9 protein-coding genes and 1 riboswitch are annotated in these 17637 nt (G+C 50.9%); all 9 genes read right to left on the bottom strand.

All coding sequences use genetic code 11. From position 1 onward, the window contains the following. Positions 1–16: 16 nt before the first annotated feature. The 9 genes from ACFSUF_RS15500 to ACFSUF_RS15540 all read right to left on the bottom strand — a co-directional run bounded on the left by ACFSUF_RS15500 (position 17) and on the right by ACFSUF_RS15540 (position 17578). Positions 17–8479 (bottom strand): RHS repeat-associated core domain-containing protein, encoded by an 8463-nt coding sequence (locus ACFSUF_RS15500; RefSeq protein ID WP_377604022.1) that lies wholly within the window; start codon positions 8477–8479, stop codon positions 17–19. Between the two features lie 92 nt (positions 8480–8571). After that, a riboswitch (cyclic di-GMP riboswitch) is annotated at positions 8572–8647 on the bottom strand. A gap of 229 nt (positions 8648–8876) precedes the next feature. After that, positions 8877–10523 carry a cellulase family glycosylhydrolase gene (locus ACFSUF_RS15505; RefSeq protein WP_377604025.1) on the bottom strand — a complete coding sequence of 549 codons (1647 nt, stop codon included), beginning with the start codon at positions 10521–10523 and terminating at the stop codon, positions 8877–8879. 260 nt (positions 10524–10783) lie between these two features. Next, complete coding sequence (locus ACFSUF_RS15510; RefSeq protein ID WP_377604027.1) at positions 10784–13024, bottom strand: YhgE/Pip family protein; 2241 nt, start codon at positions 13022–13024, stop codon at positions 10784–10786. 90 nt (positions 13025–13114) lie between these two features. Next, complete coding sequence (locus ACFSUF_RS15515; RefSeq protein WP_377604029.1) at positions 13115–13708, bottom strand: TetR/AcrR family transcriptional regulator; 594 nt, start codon at positions 13706–13708, stop codon at positions 13115–13117. 149 nt (positions 13709–13857) lie between these two features. Beyond that, a complete protein-coding gene (locus ACFSUF_RS15520; protein ID WP_377604031.1) occupies positions 13858–14244 on the bottom strand; it encodes a kinase-associated lipoprotein B in 387 nt (128 codons plus the stop codon). Positions 14245–14250: 6 nt separating this feature from the next. After that, positions 14251–15066, bottom strand: coding sequence for an aminoglycoside N(3)-acetyltransferase (locus ACFSUF_RS15525; protein ID WP_377604033.1), 816 nt, complete (start codon positions 15064–15066; stop codon positions 14251–14253). A 73-nt stretch (positions 15067–15139) separates the two neighbouring features. Next, on the bottom strand, positions 15140–15892 hold the full coding sequence (map, locus tag ACFSUF_RS15530; RefSeq protein ID WP_377604035.1) for a type I methionyl aminopeptidase: 753 nt from the start codon (positions 15890–15892) through the stop codon (positions 15140–15142). A 191-nt stretch (positions 15893–16083) separates the two neighbouring features. Continuing rightward, positions 16084–16281, bottom strand: coding sequence for a hypothetical protein (locus ACFSUF_RS15535; RefSeq protein WP_377604037.1), 198 nt, complete (start codon positions 16279–16281; stop codon positions 16084–16086). Positions 16282–16570: 289 nt separating this feature from the next. Next, positions 16571–17578 (bottom strand): trypsin-like peptidase domain-containing protein, encoded by a 1008-nt coding sequence (locus ACFSUF_RS15540; protein WP_377604038.1) that lies wholly within the window; start codon positions 17576–17578, stop codon positions 16571–16573. Positions 17579–17637: the final 59 nt, after the last annotated feature.

Consider the following 17637-nt stretch of genomic DNA (forward strand, 5'->3'; position numbering starts at 1 on the left):
CATTGATCTATAAGAGTTACCAAATAGCTGCCGCTCTATAGATAGTTACGAATAAACCTCCTGTACCTACTGCCGTTGCAGCCGCCCCTGCCGATAATGCAGTAATTGCAGCAGTATCTTTTTTACTAACTCCTACCTTTGCCGCGAGTTCAATTTCCGCATCTAGCTTCACTTTTTTTGGTAGAACATTTCCTAAGATTTTATGCATCGGGACTGTTACTGTTGATACTACATCAAAGACATTAATGTATCCATCGCTCCTCACATACATATGCGGAGAAAATTTACTTTTCACTGAAAGATCAGCTAATTTTACAGTTTCACCTATATCATGACTGTAAACAACTTGCATATTTTTCTTAGCTTTAATGTCTCCGCCCGAAAATGTTATTTCAACGGTACTACCTTTATTGTCCTCTATTTCTATTGTCTTTCCCTTCATCGTGACATTCATATCTTTTGTGTAGTTTACTTTGATTGATGCAGAGGCGGTTTGAAGTATTTTTACTGAGTTTTTTAACACTCCATTTCTATATATGCTTCTTTCTCCTAATTCCAAAATTTTAAAGCTTTGGTTAATTATACTCGAGTCTGTTCCAGTTGCAGGCTGAGAATTGGGAACAGGATTATTTTGTTTAAATCGAGCAACATCAATTTTCCACCAAATAATTTGTCCTGTTCTATTAGCTATTTCTTCATAGACATGTTCTCTATGATAGCCCGTCAGCCCCATAAGTTTGCTTTCCGTTATTATTAATTGACCATCCTTATCCGGAACCCAATATCCCGTCGCACTCTTACATTTGCCCGGGTGTGCATTTCTTCCATCGGCAGATACACAATAATGACCGGTTGGATCAATAAAAATCAACGGATTGTTCTGTACATAACTGTACAAATTCAAGCTTTGAGGATTTTCTATCTCTCCTTCATAGCTATCCTCTGAGATAAACCGGGCCGGCCGCGGGTCGTAGTAGCGGGCTTGCAGGTAGTAGAACTGCGTTTTCCGATCCCAATAGTAGCCCGCATAGCGATAAGGGTTCTCTTTGACCAACTCGGTAGAGAAGTCCTCAGCCGGTTTGGTCTCGTCAGTCACCATGTCAGACATGACTTGTTCGAAGTTCGGCTCCGTAGATGGCGCATCAGCTGAGGTTGCGCTTGACTCAGTCGCTGTAACTGTACTTGTTGCAGCGTCCGCCGACTTCGTCTTACCCTTTCCGTTTCCGTTCCCCGGGTGATAATCCGGCTCGGTGTTGCCGCTGCCGTCTTCCGGTCCTTGGACGGAGCCCGGGCTGCCGTTGCCGGTGCCGAGGTCGCCGATCCAGCCTATGCCCTCGCGTACGCGCTCACCTAATCGGTTGTACATCCGGGATACTAAGCCCCATGCGTCGTACTCGTAACGGGCGACGACGTTGCCTTCTTTATCCGTCAGGGCAGATACATCGCCATGGCCGTTATATACGTACCAGAACGTTTGGCCTTTGTACGTGATGGTCAGCGGACGGTCGTTGATATCGTGGGTGTACGATTTCGTCACGTTGCCGTTGATATCGCATTCTTCGGTAATGACCCAGGTGTCGCCTTTGTACGAATACCGGGTAACTTCTTGGGTTTCGCCGCGATGGTTGAACTGTGTCTTGGTGCTCCGGCGTCCAAGCATGTCATAGTCGTATTTCTCGCCGAACCCGTCCGGGAACGTGACTTTGGTCAGCTGTCCCAGCTTGTTCCATTCATACTTGCTGCGTTCGTCGGTCAGCAGGTTTCCTTGATCGTCATAGTTGTAGTTATACGCTTCGTAGCGGATCAGGTTCTCGCGGTACTCCAGCTGGTTTCGGCTGTTGTACTTATAATTCGCGCCGATGATGGTATACCCTGCTCCTACTTGACGGATGCGCTCAAACAGCTTCGTATGCTCACCCGGCGGAAGGTTTACCTCCCCATTGACGACATTATCGATCGCAGCCAGGATATGCTCGAGTTGGCCGGTTTCAAATGTAGAGCTTATGGATCCGTCTGGGCCTGGAAGGATGCCTAGCTTTTTGTAAAGGCCCAGCTTCTTGCCTTTGCCTTTATCCAACGATTTTAACCAGCCGCAGCCTCCGTTGTTCCCCTTTCCGTTACCGTTACCTTTGACGTCGCCCTTATCATGGCCGTTGCCGTTACCGTGGCCATTTCCATTTCCATTTCCATTTCCGTTACCGTTTCCGTTTCCGTTTCCATTACCATGGCCATTACCATGTCCATTGTCGTTACCATTTCCGTTTCCATTACCGTTGCCATGGCCATTGTCGTTGCCATTACTGTTGCCGTTACCATTTCCATTATCATTTCCGTTCCCATTACCGTGGCCGTTATCGTTGCCACCGCCGCTGCCGGGATTGCCAGTTCCGCCATTGCCGTTGCCTCCGCCGGTATCACCGTTGCCATTACCATTGCCGTTTCCGGGATTACCGTTGCCCGAGCCGCCCGAGCCGTCATTTCCGCCGGAATTCCCGTTGCCTCCGCCATGATCACCCTCGTTACCGTTACCAGACGGCTCATTTGCGGCCATGAGAATTTTACCGATCTCAGTTGAGTTTACGTTCGCGTTGGCTGTAGCTGCTTGGAGCTTGTCTTTTGTATGGCCATGGTTGTTACCATTACCATTACCATTACCATTACCATTACCATTACCATTACCATTACCATTGCCATTACCGTTTCCATTACCATTTCCGTTGCCATTACCGTTTCCATTACCGTTACCGTTTCCGTTGCCATGTCCGTTTCCATTTCCGTTGCCGTTGTCGTTCGGACCGCATGACGGAACTTCACCCGGATCAGATGGAGCCGGATTGGTCGGATCTGATTGAGGGGGCTTGATTCCATAGGAAGCCAGCACTTTCAAAACAAGCTCTTCTGTCGTAATGGTCTGCTGTTTGTCGATCACAGTACCCTGAATGATTGTTTTACGTACCGTCCGGTTGCCTGCGCCGTCATATTCATATGTCATCACATCGCCTTCCGGCGTTTCGATCCGACGGAGCTGCTCCCGGTCATTATAGGCGTAGCCTGACTTTTTGCCCTGCTCCTGCATACCGGTAATGAAATCCCGCGCATTGTGGGCATATACGCTCGCATGGAGTTCTTGTCCCGCTTCGGTCGCTGTCTTCTGGGTACCGATGACGTGATCCGCTTCATAGTTTGTAGATGTTACCGTTCCGTTAGGATAGTGGATCGCTTTTACATAGCCTTCGTCATCGTAATCGTACGAATAGTAGTAGCCTTTGCTGTCTGTATATCCTTTCGGCCTTCCAGCCGCGTCCAAATCAAAATCCGTCCGAACGCCGTTGATGATTTCCGCTGTCTTTTCCCCATTCAGATTGTATTCATAGACCACGGTATTGCCGTTCGGGTACGAAATTTTCTTCAGCTGATTATTGTAGTAATAATCATAGGTAATGATGCCATCCGCACCTTCGCGCGTCTTCATGTTGTCTGCATTATCGTACGTATACGTAAACCAAGTTCCGTCGTTATAGTCCTCGCGGACTTTACGGTTCATGAAATCATACTTGTAATTAACAACTACATTACCCGGTTTCTTCTCCAGCAGCACATTGCCGTTAGGGTCGTAATCATATTCGAAGACGTCTTGTCCCGCTTCTTTACGGACGACTACCTTCTGCTTGCGGCGACCCAACTCGTCATAATCATACGATGTCTCCAGGTTATTTCCATCCACCTGCTTTGTGCGGTGTAGTTCTGCATCGTATTGATATGTCGTCTTAAGTTCGCTGCCTGCCGCTTGCTGCTCTATGACGTGGGTCAGGCTGTCTCTCCCGTCATAGTCGTATTTGATGCTTCCATAAACCGGACGGCTCTCTGCCCGTTTGTTTCCGGCCGAATCATATTGATACTTATACTCAGCGCCGTCCGAGGTCTTCTTGAGGGTCATTTCACCGGTATCATTATAATCATAGCTCGTAACTTCATCGATCCGGTTCTTCTCCGTTTGCACTCGGCCGTCCAAATCCAATGCGAATAGCTTTACCTCGCCTCGAGCATCCTTCTCCTCCAGTTTGTTGCCCCGATAATCGTATCCCCATACCGTATCACGGGCTAGAGGACGGCGTTCCGCATGGATGAACCCTGCAGGAGTATATTCATACTTAATCCAATGACCAGACGCATCCTTCTCTACCGTCTGCTGCCCCTCGGCGTCGTACGCATACGTTGTCGTATGGTTATTGCCGTCCGTAAAAGCTGTCGTCAAACCCCGCGGGTCATAGCTGTAGCGGTTCACAATCTTCTTGCCGGCCATAGACGGTTCTTCATAATAGACCTGCTCTGTCAAATTCCCGCTCTTATCATAGATGGAGCGGCTGATATTGCCGTTCGGATCTTTCTCCAGCACCACGTTCCCTGCTCCATCGTACACATAGTGAGTTAAAGCCGAGATGTTGATTGGAGTGAGGTCGACCGTGCCTTTTTTGTACTGAAACGTATCTGTCGTAAGACCTGCTGCATCGTACCGGTTTTCCGTAATGTTCTGGTTCCCGTCGAATGTTAACAGAATTTGACCTGCTGTGTTGTATACCGAAACCTCCTTGCTCAGATCCGGCTGGATTACTTTAATCTGCCGTCCTAAAGCGTCATAATCGTAATCCGTTTTCCGCTCTTCCACTGTTGTTTGACCGTCTACCACGATCTGGTTCCGCTCGATCGTCTTCTCCAATCTTCCGTGAGCGTCATAGTTGTATATTGTTCTGAGTCCGGCAGGAGATGTTTCCTCCTCCAAACGGCCGTCCGGAGAATAAAGGTAGTCTGTTTCCGCCCATTTGTTATCCTCCAGCTGGCGACGCTCTTTTTTCACATGTCCCCAATTATCTATCACGTAATCAAAAGTCTGTTTGGCGCCTTTCCGATCCACATCCTCCACCCGTTGAAACACATGGCCGTATGCATCGGTGACACTTACCGTCCTCTGATTCTCCTCGTTAACAGTCTCCACTTCATTTCCGAAAGCGTCATACTTTATCGTAGAAACCTCATTGGCTTCCGAAACGGAACGAACTGTATTTCCTGCAGGGTCCACATAATGCTTGCTTGAATAATAGACTTCCCGTCCAAACTCATCGAGCGCGGGGGTTTGGATATCCGTCATGCGCCCGTTGTAGCTGTACTTGGTCGTATGCCCTTCCCCATCCGTCTCGGTAAGAGGACGTCCCAGCTTATCGTACGTTGTATGCTGACGGCTCAGCACTTCATGCCCTGCATACAGCGAATCAGGTGTTCCTGCTGCCAATAACGTCGCGTTCCATTGCGGAACCGGCCCGCCGATGATAGTGTCCGTTACTTGGCCGTTGCCATCATAGATATAGCGGGTCCACGCATCATTCGGCTTCTTCTTTTCGATCAGTCTGCCCGCGCTGTCGTAACGGTTCGCCGTTATGGCGGTATAAGCGGATAATGATGCTGCTTTCACCGATATTTCGCTTGGAAATACAGGCTTAATCAGCTGCTTCTCCTCTAACACGCGGTCCCATAAATCATAGACATAGTCCGTACGTCCGCCGTCATCCGCAATGACCGCTTTCTTCCGTCCGCCCTCGTCATATTCGTAGGTTGTCTCAATAGAATCAGGATTCACGATCGTTTTCACCGGCTGCCCGGCTTTATTATATTTCGTCTCGGTCGTTTCCTTGAGCGGATCCGTATAACTTAAAACAAGGCCCCGATTATCGTACACAAACTTCTCTTCCAGACGTTCCCCGTTTGCATCGATAAGAGGAGTCGTCACCTTCTTAAGTGTATTGCCGGCTCCGTCTACAGTGTAGATGGTCTTTCTTTGATCGTCCGACTCTTCAATTACATTGCCGCCATCGTCATACTTATAATTACGTGTGATTACTTTAGACGGGTCATTCTTGTCTTTCAAAATATGTTTCTCTACCCGGCCCCAAGGATCGTATTCAAAATCCTCGGTCAAACCGGTCGGCCCTTCGCGGTGCTCCAGCCAATCCACACTGTTATAAACCGAGACCGTCTTCGCCTCGTCCGGCGTGCCCTCGTCCGTGATCGTCTCCAAAGGATTCCCGTTGTCATCGTTCTTATATGAGGTACGGGTATCGTCCGAAGTAACAAAGCCTTTATCGTCATAGGTATAATTGAATACATTTCCGGCACCGTCTGTTCGCTTGGCCAACAGTCCTTTGCTGGTAAATTCCTCTACCGTCTTGATAGTTTGGTCAGGATTTACGCCAGCCGGGTCAACTGCCGTTACCGTTGTCGTCTTGGATAGGATATGTCGGCCTTTTTTCACATAGTTGTAGTTTACTTCATAGCCGTGCGGACCCTTCTCCTTTTTCAAATCCTGTTGGTCGTCATACTCGTAATACACGATGCGCCCGGAAGGACTTTGCTCTGCAGCCACCTGATCATGGTCATTGTATTTGTATTTTTGCTCTCTTTGTAACGGATCCGCCTGCCGGATCAGGTTGTTGGCGCTGTAAGTATAGGTTGTTTTCGCCAATTCTTGCCCGTTTTCCGTGGTTACGGTCTCTTCCTTCTCGGTAGGACGGAAAGCGTCGTTCCATCTCAAGGTGTAATCACCGAGCGGGTGCGATACTTTCGCTTCCTTCGTTCCGTAGGCAACGCCCACAAACTCTTCCTTCTGGTCCTGTTTGCGCGTCATGCCCATCCGGGTGACACGGTTCTGCCCGTCATAGACCCAGTCGGTCACCACCGATTCCGGTGTGATCCCGCTCTCTTCGCGATCATTATTGCCGTTGTCTACTACTTTCGAAATACGGTGCAGGTCATCATAGACGAAGCGGATCAGTTTATTAGAAGGGTCCCTGTAGCCTACAAACTCTCCTGCTTTATTGTACATGTAGAAAAACTTCTGTTGGACAGTTAAATCCGCATGGCCTAAAAGATTCGTAATGATAGTCGTTTTTATATTATCGGTATCTTTATCGTATATGAAATCGACGCGATGCTTGTTCGTGTCATATACTGACTCAATCCTGTAATCAAGAGTAGGGTACGTAAGCACGCCTGACCATTCAAAATAGATCTGGTTTTCATTCCGGTCTTGAATCAACCAAAACCGTCCGTCGTTCTTAAAACGGTATCTCAGCTGATCCGGCCACTCGATAATGAAGGCATTCTTGTCATCCTCGCTATCCAAATTCGGGTCCAGCTTCAACTTGGGATAATGCTGCTTCTGCCCGTTGGTATAGGTGATATAATCATTGCCTTCCGGCTTAAACCAATACAGCGTTCCGTCGAAGCCCTGCCAGGTGATGTCTCCGGTTGTCCATTTTGTCAATCGGGAGTCCAGATTAAAGCTCCAGCCATAGCCGAAAGGACCTTTCTGCCGGTTCTGGTGATTGTATGTAAAATAAACGTCCAGGTCGATGCCCGGGCTCTTCTGAGTAAATCCCTGGAAGGTCTGCATCCCGTTGCCGGTCGTGAGGTTCACCCTCACCTCTTTGTCTGCCACCACGGACTCCACGTTCGGCAAATGATCTTCCGAGCCTGTTCCAGGCATGAACGGACGGACCGGCAGCCTCTCCTCCGTCTTGTTCCCCACGATGTCTACAGCAGTGATAAGCATCTCTTCCGCATCGCCCGGCTGTGCGGACAAAGCGATCCGAAGCGGGGCGGTCTCCCACACTTTCACCTTCTCGGTATCGCCCTTCACAGAAAGCTTCTTCATTCCGGCAACCAAATCACGGACTTCCACCGCTAAGCTGCCGCCGCCAAGCGGATGTACGCCCATAATTTCCGGCCCCGTGCGGTCCAGCAAGACCATCCTGAACTCGGTATCATATTGGGGAGCCGGGACCTCTTTGATATCAGCCTGTCCGCCCGGACTTTCCGAAGGAATAGAGAATTTCACCGTTAACGCGTGCGCTGTAAGCTGCAAGTGATAGACTCCATCCGGAATTTCCTTGCCGGAAGCGTCCTTCCCTGTCCATATAAATTGATTCACACCGCTGCTATCCTTGCTGGCGGTCATCAATGGATAAATTTTCTTAGTACCGACTTCTTTCAAATTTAGGGTTACGGTATAACCCGCGGGAGCATTTACCGGCTCCCCTTCCTGCGAGTCGATCCACTTCTTCAAATTATCAGTCCAAGATATGGTCATCTGGTCTTTATCGTTCGGAAAAATATCCGCCGCATCCGACAGCTTCAAGTATGCGTTGCCTTTACCGCCCTTCTCCTCCATATCGGGACGCTCTTTAAATACTTGATCCCCCTCAAATGAGTAGAATTTCGGAGTTTCGGTCCGGTCCGGATCATCGGTCCACGGATCTTGCACCTCTCCTGCCGTCGTATTGGCCTTGATCGCCTCTACACCGGCAGCCACGGCCTCGCCAAGTCGATCGGCAGCCTCCGCCCATACTGGAACCGGCAATAAATTAAACAATAGTGATGAAACTATCAAACCGGCCAAACCTTTACCAAACTTCTTCTTACCTATCACATTCCCACCCCTTATTCCCCGAAAAACAAAAGAGCCGCAACGCATCCAAGCGTTCGGCTCTACGGCATAATACTCCCTGCCTTGCACAACACTTCGGCGGTCTGGCGATCCTTCTCAGGACCCATGACTTTGCGTCTCCACCTTACGATGGGTTTGCCTTTTCGGTATGATAATTAGTACTAATATACTAAAATACTAATGTTATGTGCATTATTATAGCATAAATTGGTGAATTGTGGAGATTCACAAGAAAATAATAGGAGGTTTATAGTTCTATTGGATTAAAACTATAATTAACAGATTTCGCATTAGTAATCTGTCATTAAGGAACCTTGTTACAATAAGAAAAACCAGCCTTTGATGGCTGGTTTTAATGTAACCTTTGCGAACGTTTACTTTAAGGCGCCGAGCTAATGACAAACTCTTCCCAGCCCTGAACCGTATCGCGATTCGCGTAAAGGACGGCGCCTAAATTCAAGTCCGCACTGACGTACTTATTGTTGGCTAGCGCCAGCAGGGCCACTTTTCCGTTACCGCGGTCGATCAAACGGAACTTTTCCCATCCTTGGATGGTGGCCGCTCTCGCGATCAGCTTCGCATCTTGGTTCAGATCGGCCGTTACGTATTTATTGTTGGCCTTGGACAAGAAAGAGACCGTCCCGTCGGAATTTGAGACAACGGTAAACTTTTCCCAATCATTAACTATATCGCGGTTTGCGACCAATGGACTGGCTCCTCCGTTATCGGCAGAAGCAAATTTATTGTTTGCCATAGCTTTTATGCTCGATGTTGTACGGCTAACTGGACTTTGGCCGGCATACTTTTTAACGACATTAATGAAAGGTGTGTTAGCTTGGAAATAGCTTGTGGCGAACTTGCTCCACTTGGACGTGATAGTCGCTGCGCTGTCATTATAAATATCCGGTACGGGATTCATATTATTATGATAATAACCCCAGTTTCCTCCACCGGTTACTTTATACGACCAATTGGACCAGGAGGCGTTCAAATTATTCAGCCCGGCCAGCCATTTCTCTGTCAAATCAAGCTGACCGAAGGAAAACTCGCCTGCGTAAACCGGGACGTTGTAATTGGTCTGATATTGGGCCATTTTGGTCAACCAATTATCGATCATGGAATTAGTCAAATTCCAATCATTATAGTTCGTCGTGTTGTAATGATGCGTTTCATAGACAACGTTCGTCCAGCCGTATGTCGACGGCGGCAAGGATTGCTCCCAGTCGAAGAACGCCGCTACAATAATGATATGGTTTGGATCTTTGGCGCGAACCGCTGTGTACAGGCGGTTATATAAATCATATTTTTGTTTAACCTGTGCAGCATTTTCCGCCGATCCCATTGTAACCAACGGTTCATTCATTAAATCGTACCCTGCCACCGCCGGGTTGCCGTTATAACGGGTTGCGATTCGCTCCCAAATCTGCACCGTTCTGTCCTGGTAAGTTTGATTGCTCCATAACTGATTGGAGTCCGATATGCCGCAGGATTGCCATGGACAATCCCCTCCCTGGATACCGTGGAAATCCAGAATTACGTAAATGTTACGGAGCGCGCTCTGGTTGATAACCCAATCCAGCTCCCGGAAAGAGATAGAGTCCGGTTTCATGCTGCCGTCCGGATTCATGAAGTCCTCCCAATACATCGGCACCCGTACCACATTGAGTCCCATGCTCTGGATATTGTCTAAATCACTCGATTGAATCCACACATCATGATAACCCTGCTGAAGACTGTGATTCATATCCGTTCCGAAGCGGCTCCATAGCGTTTTAGTCAGCGTATACTGATCAGGGGTATTCATGGGAGACATCCAGGCTTCCTGCAGCAACCACCCGCCGAGGTTGGGGCCGCGAAGATTAACGATGGTCCCTGTACCGGAATTGTTTTTGATTACGGTTCCGCTCGTTTTTAGAAAATCGGAAGCGCCGAAAGCCGCATGAGCGACGGGCTGCTGCACAAACGAGAATAGGAGTCCCGCCATCATCACGAACGAAAGCAGTACAAATGAAAACTTGTTCCTCATCAATGTTCTCCTCCAATGAAAAGTTGAAAAGCGGTAACGCTGAAGCGAGAAAAGAAACGCTCGCTTGCCGCACCAGTATGTACGACCGCCTCCTCTGTTGGTGAAATCGTTTACATTTTATTTTATGAAAGCGTCGTTTCAGTTATGAAAATGGATCATCATAATTCGATACCAACATTAACTAATATATGGAACGATAACAAAACAATCGGTAATAGCCGCTATCCTGCTATTACCGATTCAAAAAGGTAGTCCTAAGTTTATACAAACGCAGCAGTGCTGCCATGTGAACTTTTGGGTGTATTTTTGTACTTGGAACGAAACTTAATTACAAACAAAATAAGCATAGCTGCAAAGAACACACCAATGTAAATGCCCATAATCAGCATGTCTCCCAACACGACGGAGAAGTCGCCGCCCGAAATGACCTCGCGGAACGCCTCGATCGAATAGGACATCGGCAGCCATTTGCTGACATGCTGCAACGGTTCCGGAATTAATTCAATCGGGAACGTGCCGGCCGATGACGTCAGCTGCAGAATCATCAGCAGGGTAGCGACAAAACGCCCCGGGTTGCCGAAAGCAGCCGCAAAAAAGTGAATAATCGTCATGAATGTCACGCTGGTCACAATACTTAATGTGATAAAATACGGTACGCTTTGTACATGCAGCCCCAGGACGTACAGCAGAACGGCGTCAGCCAGAAGCGCCTGTATTCCGCCGATGGTAATCAGCGTCAACGCTTTGCCTGCGAACCAGCTCCATCCGTTCGCCGGACGAACGGCAGGCTCTGCCGCACTGAAGACAATGGTCAGCATCAGCATGCCCACGAACAGCCCGATGGACAGGAAGTAAGGCGCAAAGCCGGAACCGTAGTTCTCCACCTTCGTCACTTCCACCGTCTTCACGCCGACCGGCTTCGAGAACATCTCATATGTGCTGTCGTCGCTGTGAATGCCGGACGTTTCCTTCGCGGCATCGCTCAGCTTGCCGGACAGCTCCCCTGTGCCGTCCGACAGCTCCTGCAGCCCGCTGTTCAGCTTGCGGGCGCCTTCGTCCAGCTTCTGCGAGCCGTCCGAAAGCTGCCCGGCCCCGGCGGCAAGCGTTGCCAGGCCGCCGTCCAGCCGCGCCGCGCCGGAGGCGAGCTCACCCGCGCCCTGCGCGAGCTTCGCGCTGCCCGTGCCGGCTTCCGCCAGCTTGCTGCCGAAGGCCAGCATGCCGTCGTGCACCTTGCCGGCACCGCCTGACAGCTTCGCCGCGCCATGCGCAAGCTCGCCGGCACCGCTGCCCGCCTCCGCCAGCTTCGCGCCGAAGGTGCCGAGCCCTTCGCTCAGCCGGCTCTGCCCGGCTTGGAGCTGCTCGGCCCCTGCGGCCAGCTGGCGCTGGCCCTCGGCGGAAGCCGCCGCGCCCTCGGCGAGCTGCTTGCTGGCAGCGAGCAGCTTCTGGAAGCCCGGGTCCTGGGCAAGCTGCGGGTTGGATTCGACGTACTTCGCCAAGCCGTCCGCCAAGCCCTTCGCCCCGGACTCGAGCTTCCCGGCGCCCTCGGCGGACGCCTTCAGGCCGTCCGCCAGCTTCGCGCCGCCCTGCTCCGCTGCGGCTGCTCCGTCAGCCAACTGCCCCGCGGCGGCACCCAGCTGCTCCAGGCCGACGCTCAGCTGCTCGGCTCCTGCCTGCAGGCCGCCGGCCCCGCCGGCAACCTCACCAGCGCCTGCCGTCAGCTGCGCCTGAGCATCGCTAAGCTTCGCCAGCCCTGCATTCAAGCTTTGCGCTCCGCTCTGCAGAGCGATCGTCCCGCTCTTCAGCTTCCCGGCGCCTTCGGAAAGCTTGCCGACGCCGTTCTCGAAGAGAACCGTGCTGTCCGCCAGCTTCGCGAGGTTTGCTTCCATCGTCGCGATCCCGTCTTTGGCTTTCCGGGTCCCTTCGTCCAGCTCGCTGGCTCCGTCGCTGGCTTTAGCCAATCCGTCGGACAGCTCTTTCACTTGATCGAACATAGCCTCGGTATAGGCCTTGGTCACATTTTGGGACACTTCCGTTTTCAGTTTCTCCACAGCGCTTTTCCCGATTTGCGATGCCAGGAAATTAGAGCTCTGATTTGTATAAAACTGAATTTCAGCAGGCTCCGGCCTATCGTCAGTCAAGGTGGCCGCTTGCTTGGAGAAATGGTCCGGAATCTCTATGGCCATATAATAATCGCCGTTTTGGAGCCCTTGGTCCGCCTTCGCTTTATCAACGAATTCCCAATGGAAGTCTTTGCTTTCCTTGAGCTCATCCACCAGATCTTCCCCGATGTGCAGCTGCTTTCCTTCATAAACGGCACCGCGGTCCTGATTGACAACGGCTACCGGAAGCCTGTCCAGATGCCCGTACGGATCCCAAAACGCCCCGGACAGCATACCGCTGTACAGCATCGGGATCAGAAGCACCGCTGTAATCTGGATCAGTGATTTCCGGTTGGTCACAATGGCCTTCAGCTCGCGGCCGAATTGTTGAATTCCCTTCATTTCGTTCCACTCCTTTTCAAACGCTCTTTGAACATTGTACTTAGTGACTATATTTCTCATTTGGTCATTTTATGCAAAAAAAAAGGAGCCTTACCCCTTTTCAACCATACCGTCAGCCTGGATCCCGTCGCGCAAATACAGTTGAAACAAATCCGCAATGGCCTGTTTATCTAAAGGAGGGTGGTACTTGCCCCAATCCGTCGCCAACGCCAAATACATCTTCACCATCATAAAAGCCGTAATCTGAGGATTGCAGGGCTTGATCTCTTTGCGGTCGATAGCGATCTGCACCTTCCGTTCAATATAGGAAATAACGTGGTGTTCCAACTTCATTATCGCTTCCTGTGCCATGGGAGTGCCCATGTCCCGAACCTCGTGGGACAGCTTAAGAACCAGTTCGTGCCTGGACCGGAGGTCATGCAAATTGTACAAAACCGTCTGCAAGTTCTCGAAAAACGGCCTGCCTTCCACATACACTTCTTCTGCCGCATGCTTCATTTCCATAATAAGGTCGCGCAAAATCTCGTCAAACAGCTCTTCCTTATTCGCAAAAAACGTATAAATCGTCCCCTTGCCGACGTTAGCGAGCTTTGCTACCTGATCCATGGTAGTCGCCTTGTACCCGAACAGGGAAAAAGACTTTGCCGCCGCTTCCACAATCAGCTTTCTGCGGTCGATAGACATACATTCATCTCCAATATGCTGAAATAACAAGCTCTTTACTCTATAAAAATGACTAAAATACAAAACCGGTCAATCGGTCATGAGGTATCATAACACGATTACCGGTCTTTTTCAACTGAATGCGATGGATCTCATTTTGATTCCGGAACCTAAAAAGCGTAATCCTTCTTCAGCAGCTCCAGCTGTTCCAGGGATAACCTGGCCCACTGCTCCGTGCGGCTGAGCATCTCCATCTCCAGTTCCAGCGCCTTACGAAGCGACTCTTTATAAGGAGGAATGCTGCCGGTATAAGGTTCGATGGCGTTCAACGGCACCAGCGCTTTCTCGGTGTAGCTTAACGCCCTGCGCTGATGAAAGAAAGCCACGTCCGCTTCGTACATCCGGTGAAGGTCGCCTTGGGTGGGATGCTTGATGACCGCCAAAATTTTCACAACGCCGCGCGGTGCGGATAATTCTGTAAGCTCGCCTATGTATTCCCCGGTTTTGTAAGTCGCCTTTACAATATCCCCTATGGACAAGGATGTCCGTTCATCCATCTGTTCTCATCCTTCCTCCGTTGCATTGCCGCGAAATCGCGTCATCCATCCGATCCCGTAATCCACCAGTTCCGGCATGGGCATCAGCATGGAACGGGCGCCGGCTATAAAGCCCTCTTTCACTAAGCCTGTTTCCTCATTGAACGCCCGCCCGACTTCCGGAAAATCGTCACTGTCCAGTTCCAGATCATTGAAAACCACCCATTGGCGCTGCCCGTCCTTCATCATCGGAGAGCCTTGCTGCACTTTTCTTTTGCCGGCGTAGTCCGCACGGTATTCGGCCAAGTGCAATGACGTATTCTTATCATGATCCACACCGGCCAGCAGCACGTAGGCGCCCAGCTCATACAGCCTGCCTAACGGCGACGGATCTCCGAGGCCCTGGTCCAAACCGTGATGCTCCGTAACTTGAGGCGCATGGCGGCCCCAGGCAGCAAACGACCACTGCGGGTGAGAGCTCCGGCTGACCCCCTGTTGTTTACGGAACGTCTCGGGCACGATGCCGACGCCCCGGGTCGGTGTCAACGACGGATCGTATGCCGGCATCTCCTGCCGGATCGTCTCCCACCACTCTTCGGGTACCGGAGGCCGCATCCAGTAACAAGGCTCGGACAAATCACCCGACTGAGTGGGCATTACCACCGTTCCTTCCGGCCCGACGGCCCCCTCCAGCGCCTCAATAAAGGCCTGCGGGCCTCCGCAGACCCATCCCCCCAAAGCTTTCAAGGAACTATGGACAATGACCGTCATTCCTTTGGTTACACCAAGCGCCTCCAGGTCCTTTTGCAGACCGGAGGCGGTAATCATACGCTCCATTTGCATGGCACGCCGCTCCCCCATTTAGTACACATTTCCCCGTCAATCCGGTTCCTTGCTGTTGTTACTGTTACTTACTTTACACGTCCTGCTCCGTCAAAATCAGCGGTCCGTCACTAGTAATAGCAATTGTATGCTCGTACTGAGCCGATAATCCGCCGTCTTTCGTTCTAGCCGTCCATCCGTCGAAATCGATGACCGCCTGATACGTTCCGGTGTTGAACATCGGTTCGATTGTAATGGTCATCCCTTCCTTCAGGACCGGACCGCGGCCCGCCGGACCGTAATGTGGAACCTGCGGCTCCTCATGCATTTTGGACCCGATGCCGTGACCGATAAACTGCCTTACGACACCATAGCCCCGGCTTTCCCCGAACTTCTGGATTACGTTAGAGATATCCCCGATCCGATTGCCGACGACCGCTTTTTCGATCCCCAGGTACAATGCTTCTTTCGTTGTTTGCATTAGGCGGTCCGCCTCTTCCGAAATCGTCCCCACCGCATAAGACCAGGCCGAATCGGCACACCAGCCGTCCAGGCGGACTACCATGTCAATAGTCACAATATCTCCGTCTTTCAGCTGCTCTTTCTTCGGAAACCCGTGGCAGATAACGTCATTTACCGATGCGCACGTGGCATACTCATAGCCGTTGTACCCGATCTGCTCCGGAATGGCGCCGTGCTTCTTGATATACTGTTCCACAAACTGATCGATTTCCCATGTCGTTACACCAGGCTTGATACGCTCGCGCAGCTCATGGTGCACCGAAGCAAGCAGCTTGCCGGCGTCGTGCATTTTGCTGATTTGTTCTTTCGTTTTGTTGACGATCAAAGATGTCCCCTCCGTTATTCGCGTGATTTTACTATATCATATGTATGCTTGACGACCAAACTTGGGGCTATTCCGGGACGGCGAAGATAAAATTAAAATGCGTAAAGTTACGGCATCACAGCAAAAAAGCGCCCCGAAAGGCGCTGTATCATCTTACTTTATGTAGCTGAAAGTGCTGTCAAACACTTAATTTATCCCTGAGCTACCGAAGCCATCTTCATGCGCTTCAATTCCGCTTCCACAATCGTCGTCAATTCGTCTTCGTATCCGCCCATGATTCTGTATTTCTTCACATACTCCTTTACAAACTTCCTTGGATCCCTGGGCTGAAAAATCCGAGCCATTTCCATTACACTTTCTTTCACTTCATCATTACGTCTTGTGGCCACACAGATCCCTCCCATTGTCATAAAAAAGCACGTTCTGGTAAGTCTTCGGTGCGTCGCTCCGCCCGGCAGCTGCCTGGACAGGGTTGACATGGTTGTAGTGTATAGCTAAGAAAGCAAGTTTATGTATTTTTCAATACATTTGGCGGATATACCCCATTATAACAATCCTGAACCAGGGTTAACAGTGAATTGTGTAAAAATTTAATTAATTTTATTTATGGCTTGTCCCCTAGTTCTATAACAAAATAAACGATTTTGTCGCAGTTCAAACAGGCAAGTTCTTACAAATTTAACGATGGTGAGCATCCAAAAGTTGCAGCCCGGCTTTGCGCATCCGGCGAAACATTCTCAGCCAAGCCCATAAACCGAACAAGGCGGCCCCGCCGGCTGCGGAAAGCAGCCTGTCGATCCAAAGCGGGGACAGAAGCTGGCGGCTGGCAATTTCATAACGGACGCCGGCCTTCTCGAGAAGCGGCAGCAGCTCGTCGGACCGGACTGCGCCGAAGATGCCCTGTGAGCCATCAAGCGCCATGAAAGTGTTGATCCCGATTACTCTGCCCTTTTCATCCAATAAAGGCCCGCCGGAACTCCCTCCATTCATGGCTGCCGTCGTCTGATACATGCCGCGGCCCTGTGCATCGGCTGTGCTTTTGCTGATGATTCCGTCCGTGACTGTGACTTCTTCCGGCGTTGAGCGCATCCTGCCGAGTACCTCATCGGAAACAGCCGGGAAACCAAGCGACCAAACGCTTTCCGCCGGTTCGGCATGTTTTCCGGTTCGCAGTTTCAGGGGCAGCAGCCGCGGCTGCGGACTCTCCAGCTCCAGGACAGCAGCGTCTATGCCCTCGTCTGATGTGATCTTCACTACGGGAATAATCTCATCTACATACTGCACATATACTTCCGCCGCTCCGCGGACAACGTGCTCGCTTGTGACGATGCTTGAGGTCCCGTAGGCTGGGAGAAAGCCGGTGCTGTTGGTACTGTCAATGCTGTTGATGCTGTCAGTGCCGTTGGTGCCGTTGGGATTGTTTGTACTGTCCCTTCTGTTGGGGCTTTCGGTGCCTGCGGTGCTGCCCGCGGCCCATCCGGAACCTATTGACAGCGTGCCGTCACTGCTGACAGCCAGAACGCGTACGACACTGGCCCGTTGTTGCTGGATCGTCCCGCTGCCGGTGGCATGCGAGCCGGACTGCCAGATATAGAAGAGCAGCACTGCTGCCGTAATCCAGAGGAGGCTTGTCAGGCCCGATGGTTTGCGGCCTTTTCTTCTGGGGATCCCCTTGTTAACGTCCATACCGATCTACTCCTCTACGCCGCCATGTGCCGGTTTCAGGGAACCGGGCAGACTCTAGT

Origin of the sequence: Paenibacillus gansuensis, from assembly GCF_042684925.1 — a bacterium.
Lineage (GTDB): Bacteria > Bacillota > Bacilli > Paenibacillales > DY6 > Paenibacillus_N > Paenibacillus_N gansuensis.

What these genes read in the sequence shown, in the direction of transcription:
- ACFSUF_RS15525 (WP_377604033.1), bottom strand. Translation starts at nt 15,066, where the DNA reads ATGCAAATGGAGCGTATGATTACCGCCTCCGGTCTGCAAAAGGACCTG.
- ACFSUF_RS15510 (WP_377604027.1), bottom strand. Translation starts at nt 13,024, where the DNA reads ATGAAGGGAATTCAACAATTCGGCCGCGAGCTGAAGGCCATTGTGACC.
- ACFSUF_RS15515 (WP_377604029.1), bottom strand. Translation starts at nt 13,708, where the DNA reads ATGTCTATCGACCGCAGAAAGCTGATTGTGGAAGCGGCGGCAAAGTCT.
- ACFSUF_RS15505 (WP_377604025.1), bottom strand. Translation starts at nt 10,523, where the DNA reads ATGAGGAACAAGTTTTCATTTGTACTGCTTTCGTTCGTGATGATGGCG.
- ACFSUF_RS15520 (WP_377604031.1), bottom strand. Translation starts at nt 14,244, where the DNA reads ATGGATGAACGGACATCCTTGTCCATAGGGGATATTGTAAAGGCGACT.
- ACFSUF_RS15540 (WP_377604038.1), bottom strand. Translation starts at nt 17,578, where the DNA reads ATGGACGTTAACAAGGGGATCCCCAGAAGAAAAGGCCGCAAACCATCG.